This window comes from Actinosynnema sp. CS-041913 (assembly GCF_050942485.1).
In the GTDB taxonomy this organism is placed as follows: domain Bacteria; phylum Actinomycetota; class Actinomycetes; order Mycobacteriales; family Pseudonocardiaceae; genus Actinosynnema.
In genome coordinates this window covers 9104891-9117157 of sequence record NZ_CP192037.1, presented here as the reverse complement: position 1 = coordinate 9117157, position 12267 = coordinate 9104891, and the positions used below count along the sequence as shown (strand labels likewise).

Here is a 12267-nt window from a genome sequence, read left to right as displayed (position 1 = left end):
GACGTACTGACGCACCGAGCACCGAACGGGTGGGAGCCGACCACGGCGCCCACCCGTTTCGCTTCCCCGGCTGCGGCCCCCACCCGGTTCGTTTTCCCGGCCGAGCTAAAAGAGGTTGAAGTTCCAGTAGATGGAAAGTTCAAGGTGGTCCCCGTGACGCACTACTCGATCGGCGAGCTGGCGCGGATGACCGGCCTGTCCACCAGGACGATCCGGTTCTACTCCGACTCCGGTCTGATCCCCGTGACGGGACGGACCGCGGGCGGGTTCCGCACCTACGACGTCGACGGGCTGGCGCGGCTCAAACTCCTGCGGACGCTGCGCGAACTGGGCGTGGACTTGCCCACGGCGCAACGCGTGCTCGCGCGGGAGGTGTCCGTCGCCGAGGTGGCGCGGACGCACGCGGAGGCCATCGACGCGCAGTTGCGCACGCTCCGGCTGCGCCGGGCCGTGCTGCGGGTGGTGGCCCGGAACGGGGAGGTGGAGATGGTGCACGAGTTGGCGCGGCTGTCGGAGGAAGAGCGGCAGGCGATCCTGGACGACTTCTTCGACGAGGTGTTCGGCGGCCTGGACCTGGACCCGGCCTTCCGGGACCGGATGCGGTCGGTCCGGGTAGAGCTGCCCGACGACCCGTCGACCGAGCAGTTGGAGGCGTGGATCGAACTGGTGAACCTAGTGCGCGACCAGGACTTCCGGGCGTCGATCCGGCGGATGTCGGAGCGGCACCAGGAGATGCGCGCCGAGGGCGCCGACCTGTCCGGCGGCGGTTCGCCGGCGCAGGTGGAGGCGTTCCAGCACGCGATCGGCCGGGCGCGGGCGGCGCTGGACGCGGGTGTGCCGCCGACGTCCGACGAGGCCCGCCTGATCGCCGGTGAGATCAACGAGCGCTGGGGCGAAGCCCTGGGCACGCCCGTCGGTCCGGAACTGTCGCGCTGGCTGGACCAGTTCGGCGACCCGAGGGCGGAGCGCTACTGGACGCTGATCGCGAAGATCAACGGCTGGCCGCCGATCCCGGACACCAGCGTGGAACGCGCCTGGCTGGCCGAAGCGGGCCGCTAGCGCGGAACGCGCTCGGTCGGCCGAAGCCGAAGCGCCGCCGGCGCGGAACGCATTCGGCCGACCGAGCGGGCCGCAAGCGCAAAGGCCTCCTTGTCCGCAGCACGCGCGGGCAAGGAGGCCGTCCGCATTTCGTTCCCCGGTGTCTCACTCCCGGACGAGGCAGAACGGGTGCCCGGCGGGGTCGGCGAACACCCACCACACCTCCTGCGAGTCGTCCAGCAACACCCCGCCCAGCCGCAGCACCTCGGCCTTGCCGACACCGAGGTCGTCCACCGCGATGTCCAGGTGGAACTGCTGCGGCCTGGCCGGATCAGGCCACCGGGGAGCGACGTACTCGGCGACCCGCTGGAAGCACAACACCCCGCCGTCCGTGTGGAGCGTCGACCAGTCGGCGTCCAACGACCACTGCTGCCCCGGCCGGTCGACCTCGCCACCGAGCAGCCCCTGGTAGAACCCGGCCAACGCCTTGGGCTCCGGGCAGTCCAGCACGACACACTGCAACGTCCCGATCATGCACCGAAGCGTACGAGTCGAACGGAGCCCCGCTCTCCCGAACGGTGACAGTCACCGAGTCGTGGCGCGTGATCTTGACAGCGCGTGACGGGTTCGAAGGGCCGGAAACAAGGCAATGTGCAGGGTGTGGCACTGATCACGCCGCAGGTCAGCGCGCTGCGCCAGGTGGGTGCGGGCAACGTCACGGGGTGCGGGCGACAAAGGTGGGATGGCTTGAAAGGGTCGATCAGGAGGCGTAAAGCGGGCCAGGGATCCACCCCTACCCCGCCATACGCTTCGACCTGCGACAACACCGGGCTCCGCGAAGAGAACCGACGCGTCACCCACCGAACATTGGGGCCTCGCGCCGTACTGTTCTATCCATTTTTACAGGTTCGCACGGTTCGTCTTCACGGACGTCACATTGCGGGCAACTGCCCGAAACGGGTGACGGGTCGCCCGAAAGTTAAACAACTGTGAACGCAGAGTGTTCATAGCCCAACAGCGCCGACACACCTGATCCCCTCACTCCGGCTATCGCCGACCACGTCACCCGCGTTAGCTCTGGCCCTGACCGGGTCATTACTCCTAGGCTCGATCAACGCTTCAGGGTGGCGACCTAATCCAGCGCCACCAACCCTGTTGCGATTGATTTGCGATACCGGGCTCCGCGAGCAGAACAGGGAAGGGTGATGGCGACTTCTCAAGATCCAGTCCTGGTGATCACGGCCGGGATAGTGGCGTTGGCTTTCCTCGGGTTGATCGGTTTCGTGGTGTGGCGGCTGTCCGTCGCGGCCCCCCGCACCATGGTGCGCGTCCTGGTGGCGCTCGGGGGCGTGCTGGCCGAGATCGCCGTGATCGTGGGCGCGTTCGGCGCGTTCGGCGGGCCGGTCTGAGCGATGAGCGTCGAAGCGCATCCACGCAGGTCGTGGCACCGGGGTTCGTTCACCAGCCGGCTCGGCAAACCGGCGGTCGACGCGTTGTTCGTGGTCGGCCACCAGATCACCTACCCGCCGGGCGCGCGACTGAGCACCCAGGGCGAGGCGACGCCCCCGGTGCGGGTGGTGCTGGACGGCGTGGTCAAGGTGTTCCGCCTCGCCCAACCGGAAGGCTCACCGGTGCTGGTGAACGTCGCAGGCCCCGGCGACCTGCTCAGCGTCGAGGCGGCATTGCTGCGCAGGCAGAGCCACACCTCGCACGTGGCCGGAATACGCACCGATTGTCTGGTGATCAACCAGACAAAGTTCCGCAATTTTGCGGAACGTCATCCCGGCGTGCACAAAGCACTGACCGAGACAATGGCCGCACAAGTAGCCCTCCGGGAAGCGGCGCTCGCCTTCGCCAACTACTCGGTGCGCGGACGGGTGATCGCCTTCCTGTCCCGAATGCAGGCCGTGTTCGGCCGGCCGAGCCCGTGGGGAATCGAACTCGATGTGGGCCTCAGCCACATCGACCTGGCCTCCGCCGTCGGCGCCTCGGTGCACGCGGTGGCCAAAGTCCTGGCGGAACTGCGCAACGAGGGCGTGCTCATCACCGGCTACCGGCGGATGTACGTGAAGGTGGACCTGCGGGAACTGATCAGCAAGGAGAGTTGAGCACGGGTGGGGTCCTCCGCATCCCGAAGGACCCCACCCCTGCCGACTCGCACACGGTCGGCCTTACCTTATCTAGAGACCCGAAATGGCCTGCGCTACCACCAGTCGCTGGATCTCCGAAGTCCCGCGAGAACGGTGAAGATCTTGCGCCGGAGTAGCCCTGATCTGTCCATATCGCCTGGAATGGCTATCTGACCTAGGCATACCCAGTGAACGTTCACAGTCGTTGACCAACCCCGCTCGACCTCTCACGGCTTGTAGACGATCTGAAAGTTGATCACTGCACCAAGCGGACACCGGTGCCAACCGCAACGACTCACGTGCCAAGGTGATGCCCTCCGCTATGCCTGCACACTCGCGTTAGCCGCTGCCGCGGAGCGTCGGTGGGCGTCGATCGCCGTGCCCGGCCGTCCAAGCCGCAGGACCGCGCGATCGTCCCAACCGGTGCCGCTTGGAGCTCGTCGTCCTGTCGGCCGTCGTCGCTTGCGCTCCGCCACCCGATCAAGTGCACCGACCTTCGCGCACGCCCGACGGGCTGGAGCCCGGCGCGCCGTGATGCAGGAGTCGGTGGCAACATCGTTGCCCCGTATCGCGACTTGATCTCATAGAGCCAAGCCCTGCAGCGCGAGACAAAGAGCTGGTCACCTGCGAACTTAACTCGAGACATCGATGAGGGATCGATACAAATCGTACGCCGACGGGTTTATGTTACAACCCTCCACCGATGATCGACAACACGCCGCTCATGTTCCGACCGTCGCGTATCGACGTCTGATCCTCTAGCATCACTTCACAGTCATGAGCCTATGGCGGATCGGCAGGAGAGTAGCGTGGACGAAGAGCACCAGAAGCTGGCCAGAATGATGGTGGCACAAAAGTTCGAGCCTTTTATTCGTCACATTCGCTTTCCGCACTTCCGCAATATTCGTGAAGGTACGCAGATCGAGTTCACCCATCCGATAACTGCCCTTGTCGGACCCAACGGCACAAATAAGACTGCGATCCTTCGGGCTCTGCAAGGTTGTCCCGACTACTACAATGTCGGAAACTACTGGTTCTCGACATCGTTGGACACAATCGACAACGTCGATAGGCACAGGTTCATTCACGGCTATCTGGCGCAGAGCATTGGTGAAATTGTCGAGGTCATCAAAACGCGCATCGTGCGTGAAGAGAACCCAGACTACTTTGAACCGTCGCGCCCCCTCCTCGGTGACGGCATGAAGCGCATGCCCGAGCTGGAGCCAGGAGTGGAACCTCCCCCTGAGCGAACCAAGACTCGATGGAAAGCTATTCAGAAACACGTTACATACCTAGACTTTAGATCGGAACTTTCGGCATACGACAAATTCTTCTTCCACGTTCCCTACAAGAAAGGACTCGCTACACCGGCCGAGAAAAAGGCATTCATCCGTCGTCGTGCAGGTCACATGGCGGAATCTCTAAATACCGGTCGCGACAAGCACAAGCTGTATAGCTCGGATAGGGTCGTAGAGGCCGCGAAGGACGCAACGGAAGAACAGCGTCTCTGGCTCTCTCGAATCATCGGCCGAGATTACAGCTCAGTGCGCATCATGGCGCACAACTATCTGGATGTCGCGGGATCCACCGTAATTCTCCGGTCTCACGATCTAAGGTATTCGGAAGCCTTCGCGGGCAGCGGCGAATTCGCGGCAGCCATCCTCGTCAAGAAGGTCACAGAAGCGCCGAAGCGCTCACTTATACTTTTGGATGAGCCGGAAGTTTCACTTCATCCTGGCGCCCAGCGCAATTTGATGGAGTTCCTGGTGGATCAGGTAAAAAAGCGTAATCATCAAGTGGTCATATCTACGCACGCTCCGGAAATAATCAAGAATCTTCCTTCGAACGCAATAAAAGTTCTGCAACCGTCCACGGCGGACGGCAAAGTTGAACTGGTCGCGCAAACGTCGTACGCTTCTGAAGCGTTCTTTCGGCTTGGGGTTGAGATCACGTGCGACAAGGTGATCTACGTCGAAGACCGACTTGCCGCTGCCCTCGTAAAGCGTGCGACTCGACCACTTGGTCCTGGAGTCAATTTCCGGTTCGAGGTACGGCCGATTCCTGGAGGCGCGGCGAATATTAGGGTACGGTTCATCCCTGCTCTCGCGATCGCCGAGGATAAGCGCTCTCTGGTACTGCTGGATGGAGATCAATATCCAGGCGAGCCAGTACCTCTATCAAGTACGGTTGCGGATGCCGATTTGGAAGACTTCGTGCAGAAGCAGCTCGGCGGCAAACCAGTTCTTGCGCTCAACGGCCAAGGCAATCAAGCGGCGAGCGGCGATCGACCCATTCAACTCCGCAAGGTCTTGTCCTGGCTTCCCGAACACGTTGGGTACCTTCCAGGTCTGAACCCAGATGCGCTGCTCTTGCAGATGGAAGGGCGAAACCCGACCGATGACCCTAAGGGCGTGTGGGTCCAGCGAACGACCCAACAGCTCGGAAGGGCTGAATGGGAGGAAGTTAACGCAGGTGAGATCCTGTCGGAGCAGGAACGAGCACTCGCCTCTATTGACGATTCAGATAGTGTGTTAGAGTCCATCCGCACGCAAGTGCAGACTTTCTTGGAGCGGGACTGAACGGACGAGGCCAGCGTGACGGTTGCAGTGGTGGACTTCTTTTCGGGCTGTGGAGGCACCAGCCTCGGCTTCCGTGAAGCTGGCATGTCCATAGTAGCGGGTATTGATAATGACCCTGATGCTGCTTCTACGTATCGCGCCAACTTCCCTGAAGCGCACTTCTTCGAGCGCGACATCAGGACGCTTACGGTTCAAGAGATTAAGAAGACTCTACCGAAGCGGACGTCAATCCTGTTTTCGGGCTGCGCTCCGTGTCAGCCGTTTTCCGCCCAGAATAGATCCATTTCTCAAGATGATCCTCGGCGGTTTCTCCTCTCTGAGTTCCAAAGGTTCATCCTTGCGTTGAGTCCTGACTTCGTCGTGGTCGAGAATGTGCCTGGTCTGCAGAAGGTTGGCGAGACCGGCCCGTTTAACAGTTTTGTCCAGGCTCTCGAAGACCACGGATATGACGTTGCATGCAAGGTGCTTTCCGCGCTTGACTATGGAGTTCCGCAAATGAGGAAGCGCCTAGTCTTGGTCGCGGCAAGAGGAACAATGGCACTTATTCCGCAGTCAACGCACGGCTCGGGTAACGGTAAAAAAGCCGCGACTTTTCGCGATTGGGCAAGCGGTCTTCCGTATCTTGAAGCCGGAGAAACGGACCCTAATGACCCTGATCATGCCGCTATGTCGCTTTCTCCGCTCAACCTTAAGCGTATTCTTGCCACCGCTGAAGGCAAGGGCCGTGAAACGTGGGGCGAAGACCTACTCCTTGACTGTCACCGCGGCCATTCAGGACACTCGGACGTGTATGGGCGTCTGGCATGGGACCGGCCCGCTTCTGCCATGACAACCAGATGTTTGAGCTACTCTAACGGACGTTATGGCCACCCTGACCAACCGCGGGCAATTAGTCTGCGAGAAGCGGCTTGCCTGCAGACTTTTCCGCGCGACTTCAAGTTTCATGGAACTCTGACGTCGAAAGGGCGCCAGGTAGGCAACGCGGTTCCTCCGCTTCTGGCGCAACGTATCGGTGAAACGATAATTTCCAGCCTTCCCGCTAGAAAGCGGGGAACTCGGACTCGCTCTCAGGCTCATGCTGCATAGCACTAGCACCACGGTTATGCCGTCCATGATTTAAGCAATGTGGACATCGTTGTGACGATTCCGGCCGGACGAACACCTCCGGACGACGAGCCACAACCACCTCCCGCACACGATCTACGAAACCAGTCCGATCCGTCAGGTCCTCACGCCGATTACCGGGTCAACGTTCGGAGATGCAGCACTAGTCAGTTTCGAGAAAGCATCATGCAGGACCTTTTCAAGGTGTTCGTCGGTTTAGTTCGTCGTAACCAAGTTGAGCTTGCTTGGTTGTCGATTATCTACCGTCTGGTGTTTTACTCGGTAAATTAGTGCCAACTCTAGACTGCGCCTATAGTACTGCGGTTCAATTACGCGCCATGATATGGATTGGCTTCAGTCATAAAAAAGCGGCGAACCATTTGGATTGTCGCAAGCAGATTCTGAATAAACTCATGAACTGTTGGCACGGACTGTCGGTGCGGTCAGGTTGGCCATGGCGCCTCAGTCGGCAAGGTTAAGAGGTAAGTCGCTGCCGCGGTTCCCGGAGCTACCCATACATGATCGAGTTGGCACAGTTAGACGCAATCGGACGGGTCTTCCGCGTCCTGAAGACCCGTCCGCGTCCCAGACGGCCTGATGACGGCCTGGGAAGATCAATCAGCGGATGTGCAGCCCCGAAATGGCCCGCGCCACCACCAGTCGCTGGATCTCCGACGTCCCCTCGAAGATGGTGAAGATCTTCGCGTCCCGATGCATCCGCTCCACCGGGTGCTCCCGCGTGTACCCGGCCCCACCGAGGATGTGGATCGCACGCTCAGTGGCCCACACCGACACCTCCCCGGCCTTGAGCTTGGACATGGACCCCTCACCAGCCGTGAACGGCACGTTGTTGCGCCCCATCCAAGCCGCCCGCCACACGAGCAGCCGAGAAGCGTCGATCTCCATCTTCATGTTCGCCAGGTCGAACGCGATGGACTGGTTCTCGATGATCTTCCGGCCGAACGCCGTGCGGTCCTTCGCGTACTCCAGCGCGTACTCGTAGGCCGCCCGCGCCACGCCCACCGCCATCGCGCCCACGGTCGGCCGCGTGGTCTCGAAGGTCGCCATCGCCGCCTGCCCGCCGGCCTTCTGGCCCTCCCGCGCCCGCGCGAGCCGGTGGTCCAGCTTCTCCTTGCCGCCCAGCAGGCAGCGCCCCGGCACGCGCACGTCGTCCAGGAACACGTCGGCCGTGTGGGACGCCCTCATGCCGTGCTTCCTGATCTTCCCCGGCGACGACAGGCCCGGCGTCCCCGGTGGCACGATGAAGCCCGCCTGGCCGCGCGAGCCGAGCGCCGGGTCCACCACGGCGGTGACGACGTGCACGTTCGCGATGCCGCCGTTGGTGGCCCACGCCTTCTGGCCGTTGATCACCCACTCGTCGGTCGCCTCGTCGTAGACCGCGCGGGTGCGGTAGCCGGCCACGTCGGAGCCCGCCTGCGGCTCGGAGGCGCAGAACGCCGCCAGCTTCGGCTCGTCCTCGGTGCCGAAGCACTCCGGCACCCACTCGGCCAGTTGCTCGGGCTCGCCGGACGCGAAGATGCCCGCCGCCGCCAGTCCGGTGCCCATCAGGGCCAGCGCGATGCCCGCGTCACCCCAGAACAGCTCCTCGGTGGCGATCGGCAGGGACAGCCCGATCGGGTCGGCGAACCAGGTGGCCAGCGACTCGAAGCCGTACACGCCGATCTTCGCGGCCTCCTGGATGACCGGCCACGGGGTCTCCTCGCGCTCGTCCCACTCGGCCGCGGCGGGGCGGATCACCTCCTTCGCGAAGCCGTGCACCCACTCCCGCAGGTCTTCCTGGTCCTCGTTCAGCTCCAGCGAAAAGCCGCCCATGTGATCCTCACGCCTTCGGGATGTCGAACAGGCTCATGAACCCCGCCGCGAAGCCGAGGTCCCCCTTGACCTTCAGCTTGCCGGTCATGAACAGCACGGGGGCGGACGCGTTGCCGGTGGCCAGCTTGAGGAACTCGACCGGGCCGAGCGTGACGGTCGCCCGGGACTCGCGGGTGGCGCCCTTGTTGATCGTGCACGCCGCGTCCTCGATGACCGCCTCGTACACGTCGTGGCCGCCGTCGCCGAAGCCGCCGGACAGCCGGAAGTGCACGACGGCGCGGGTGGCGCCGGCGCGGTCGCTGCGGAAGTGGACCTCCATGCGCCGGAACACCTCGTCCAGCACCCGCTCGCGCAGGCCGGCGCGGCCGGTGACGGCGTCGACCTGGTCCTTCGACGCGCGCGAGATGATCCGGGCGAAGTTCTGCGCGTCCATCTTGGCCAGGTCGAGGTCCGCGCCCGCGTCGGCGAGGTCGCCCAGCGTGCCGAGCAGGTCGGCGAACTCGTCCTTGCCGAGCTTCTTCGGGTCGATGCCGCGCGCGATGACGTCGATGTCGACATCCTTCAGCGCGGGATCGGCGGGATCGACCTGCTTGAGCGTTGAGATCAGCTCCCGGGGGCTGAGCTTCGCGATCGCCTCGGTGGTGAGGTCGATGGTCATGGTGGCACCTCCGCTACCTACTCGTTGGTAAGACTACTGACGAGTAGGTAGAGCGACAAGGGGGTCCGATAATCTTGTCCCAGCCTTCAGGGGGTGCGATGCACGCAGAGCAACCGGTCCGTGCCGGCCGAGCCAAGAGACTGCCCCGCGCGGTGCGTGAACGGCAGATCCTGGACGCGGCGGTGGACGTCTTCTCGCGGCTGGGTTTCCACGCCGCGTCGATGGACGAGATCTCCGAGGTCGCGGGCATCTCCAAACCCATGCTGTACGCGTACCTCGGGTCGAAGGAGGAGCTGTTCGCCACCTGCATCCGGCGGGAGGCCACCCGGATGATGGAGGCCATCGCGACCGGCGTCGAGCCCGACCAGCCGCCGGACGTGCAGTTGTGGAGCGGCCTGCGGGCGTTCTTCGGCTTCGTCAGTGGCAACCGGGCGAGCTGGCAGGTCCTGCACCGCCAGGCGTCGTCCCAGGGCGGCCCGTTCGCCGAGGAGCTGGCCGACCTGCGCGGCCGGGCGATCAGCCTGGTGGCGGCGCTGCTGGTGCACTCGTCGGACTTCCCCAACGTGCCTCGCGCGGGCGACAAGGAGGCCGAGTCCCTGGCCGCCGCGCTGGTCGGCGCGGGCGAGTCGCTGGCCGACTGGTGGCTGGACAACCCGGAGGAGCCCGCCGGCGTGGTCGCGGCACGCCTGATGAACCTGGTGTGGATGGGGTTCGGCGACCTGGTGGCGGGCAACGTCTGGCACCCGCCGTCGCGGCGGGCGGCGGAATCCGGCTCGGGCGGCGACTAGCCGGTGATCGTGCCCTCCAGGTGGGGGCGCTCGGACCACAGCGCGAACCGCCACCCGGCGCCCGTGGGCGACGCCGAGAAGTCCACCTCCGCGGGCAGCAGGACCGGGGCCTTGAACCGCACGTCCACCGTGCAGGCGGCGGGCAGCCGGCCCTCGAACGCCGCCACGCACCGCGCCTTCGACCACATGCCGTGCGCGATCGCCCGGCGGAAGCCGAACGCCCGCGCGGTCAGCGCGTGCAGGTGGATCGGGTTGCGGTCGCCGGAGACCTCCGCGTACCGCCGTCCGATGTCCCCGCCGACCTCCCAGACGCCGGTCGGGCGCGGCGGTTCGGGGCGGTCGCCCGGTTCCGTGCCGCCGGAACCCCCGCCCCGGCGGAGATAAGTCGACACATCCACCCACACCTGCTCGCCGTCCACCGAAGCCGTGGACACCACGTCGAACTGCCGCCCGCGCTCGTGCGGACGCAGGTTCTCCACGTGCACGCGCAGGTCCAGCGGTTCCGCCGCGAGCAACGGCCGGTGCTGCGTGATCCGGTTCGCCACGTGCACGAGACCCGGCAGCGGGAACGGGAAGCCGCGCCCGGTCATCAGCTCGATCTGCAACGGGAACGCCAGGACGTGCGGGTAGGTGACGGGCAGCTCCTCACGCACCCCGAACCCGCACACGCGGTCGTACGCGGCCAAGTGCTCGCGGTCGACGGAGACCCGCGCCGTGCGCACGTCGGGCGGCAGCGACGACCCGCGCCGGGTGAACCCGGTCAGCGCGGCCTTCGCGTACAGCCAGGTCAGGTTCGCCATCACGCCCCCAGCAGGCTCTGCCCGCACACGCGGACGACGTTGCCGTTGACGCCGGCCGACGCCGGGTGCGCGAACCACGCGATGGTCTCCGCGACGTCCACCGGCAGGCCGCCCTGGGACAGGCTGTTCATCCGCCGTCCCGCCTCACGGATGACCAGCGGCACGGCGGCGGTCATCTTGGTCTCGATGAAGCCGGGCGCGACCGCGTTGACCGTCGTACCGGTGCCGTCGACCAGCGCGGACAGCGAGTCCACCAGGCCGATCACACCCGCCTTGGTGGTCGCGTAGTTGGTCTGGCCGACGTTGCCCGCGATGCCCGCGATGGACGACACGCCGATGATCCGCCCGTTCGGCCGCAGCGCGCCCGCGTCGAACAGCACCTGGTTGACCCGTTCCTGACTGGCCAGGTTGACCGCGACCACCGCGTCCCACCGGCCCTCGTCCATCCGCCCGAGCGTCCGGTCGCGGGTGATGCCCGCGTTGTGCACGACGACGTCCACGCCGCCGTGCCGCTGGGTGAGGTGTTCGACGACCCTGGCGGGCGCGTCGGCCGACGTGAGGTCGAGCTGCACGGTCGAGCCGTTCACCCGGTTCGCCACGGCGGACAGCGCGTCGCCCTGGCCGGGCATGTCCAGGCAGACGACGTGCGCGCCGTCGCGGCCGAGCACGCCGGCGATCGCCGCCCCGATGCCGCGCGCCGCGCCGGTGACCAGGGCGACCTTGCCGGCGAGCGGCTGCGACCAGTCGTCGGGCGTTTCGACCGGGCCGGCGTCGATGTCGACGACCTGGCCGGACACGTACGCGGACCGCCCGGAGAGCAGGAAGCGCAGGGTGGACTCGACGTTGCCCTCGGCGCCCTCGGCCACGTACACGAGCTGCGCCGTGCCGCCGCGCTTGAGTTCCTTGCCCACACTGCGGGTGAAGCCTTCCAGCGCACGCTGCGCGACCCGGGACGCGGCGGACGCGGGCGGCGTGCCCAGCACGACCACCCGGCCGCACGGTCCGAGCGAGCGGATCACCGGGTGGAAGAACTCGTACAGCTCGCGCAGCCGTTCGGTGCGGTCGATGCCGGTCGCGTCGAACACCAGCGCGCCGTACCGGTCGTCGGTGGCCTGACCTGCGGCGACGTCCAGTCCGATGGACTTGAGCACGGCCCGGACCGGCTCGACCAGCCGTCCGCCGCCGCCGAGCAGCACCGGGCCGTCGAGCGGCGGTCGGGCAGGCGAGTGCCGGCGCAGCGGGTACGGGTCGGGCAGACCGAGCTTGCCGACGACGAACCGGCCGAGGCCGGACCTGGCGAACGACTGGTAGCGATCCATGCGCACATCACACTCCCTA

The 12267-nt window shown here is 65.2% G+C and carries 11 protein-coding genes; 6 read left to right on the top strand and 5 right to left on the bottom strand.

Annotated elements, in window-relative coordinates:
• Positions 1-153: 153 nt before the first annotated feature.
• Positions 154-1059: a MerR family transcriptional regulator gene (locus ACQPZF_RS41410; RefSeq protein WP_433266641.1), complete on the top strand. Its 906-nt coding sequence runs from the start codon at positions 154-156 to the stop codon at positions 1057-1059.
• A 144-nt stretch (positions 1060-1203) separates the two neighbouring features.
• Here the strand turns inward: ACQPZF_RS41410 and ACQPZF_RS41405 are convergent, their stop codons facing one another.
• Positions 1204-1572 carry a VOC family protein gene (locus ACQPZF_RS41405; protein ID WP_433266639.1) on the bottom strand — a complete coding sequence of 123 codons (369 nt, stop codon included), beginning with the start codon at positions 1570-1572 and terminating at the stop codon, positions 1204-1206.
• A gap of 671 nt (positions 1573-2243) precedes the next feature.
• Between ACQPZF_RS41405 and ACQPZF_RS41400 the strand changes: the two genes are divergently transcribed.
• The 4 genes from ACQPZF_RS41400 (at position 2244) to ACQPZF_RS41385 (ending at position 6832) form a co-directional block, all read left to right on the top strand.
• Complete coding sequence (locus tag ACQPZF_RS41400; protein ID WP_433266637.1) at positions 2244-2447, top strand: hypothetical protein; 204 nt, start codon at positions 2244-2246, stop codon at positions 2445-2447.
• A gap of 3 nt (positions 2448-2450) precedes the next feature.
• Entirely contained in the window at positions 2451-3146 is a 696-nt protein-coding gene (locus tag ACQPZF_RS41395) for a Crp/Fnr family transcriptional regulator (RefSeq protein ID WP_433266635.1), read from the top strand.
• 830 nt (positions 3147-3976) lie between these two features.
• The gene (locus tag ACQPZF_RS41390; RefSeq protein WP_433266633.1) at positions 3977-5746 is read left to right on the top strand and encodes an ATP-dependent nuclease; all 1770 of its coding nucleotides are present in this window, start codon (positions 3977-3979) and stop codon (positions 5744-5746) included.
• A gap of 15 nt (positions 5747-5761) precedes the next feature.
• Positions 5762-6832 carry a DNA cytosine methyltransferase gene (locus ACQPZF_RS41385; RefSeq protein ID WP_433266631.1) on the top strand — a complete coding sequence of 357 codons (1071 nt, stop codon included), beginning with the start codon at positions 5762-5764 and terminating at the stop codon, positions 6830-6832.
• A gap of 636 nt (positions 6833-7468) precedes the next feature.
• Here ACQPZF_RS41385 and ACQPZF_RS41380 read toward each other — a convergent pair.
• Both ACQPZF_RS41380 and ACQPZF_RS41375 read right to left on the bottom strand, forming a co-directional pair.
• Entirely contained in the window at positions 7469-8683 is a 1215-nt protein-coding gene (locus tag ACQPZF_RS41380; RefSeq protein WP_433266629.1) for an acyl-CoA dehydrogenase family protein, read from the bottom strand.
• A gap of 7 nt (positions 8684-8690) precedes the next feature.
• Positions 8691-9341, bottom strand: a complete 651-nt coding sequence (locus tag ACQPZF_RS41375) for an SCP2 sterol-binding domain-containing protein (RefSeq protein ID WP_433266628.1) — start codon at positions 9339-9341, stop codon at positions 8691-8693.
• Between the two features lie 98 nt (positions 9342-9439).
• Between ACQPZF_RS41375 and ACQPZF_RS41370 the strand changes: the two genes are divergently transcribed.
• On the top strand, positions 9440-10129 hold the full coding sequence (locus ACQPZF_RS41370; RefSeq protein ID WP_433266626.1) for a TetR/AcrR family transcriptional regulator: 690 nt from the start codon (positions 9440-9442) through the stop codon (positions 10127-10129).
• Here ACQPZF_RS41370 and ACQPZF_RS41365 read toward each other — a convergent pair.
• Positions 10126-10929 (bottom strand): MaoC family dehydratase, encoded by an 804-nt coding sequence (locus ACQPZF_RS41365; protein ID WP_433266624.1) that lies wholly within the window; start codon positions 10927-10929, stop codon positions 10126-10128. The genes ACQPZF_RS41370 and ACQPZF_RS41365 overlap by 4 nt on opposite strands.
• Positions 10929-12248 (bottom strand): 3-oxoacyl-ACP reductase, encoded by a 1320-nt coding sequence (locus ACQPZF_RS41360; RefSeq protein ID WP_433266622.1) that lies wholly within the window; start codon positions 12246-12248, stop codon positions 10929-10931. The genes ACQPZF_RS41365 and ACQPZF_RS41360 overlap by 1 nt, the downstream gene beginning before the upstream one ends.
• Positions 12249-12267: the final 19 nt, after the last annotated feature.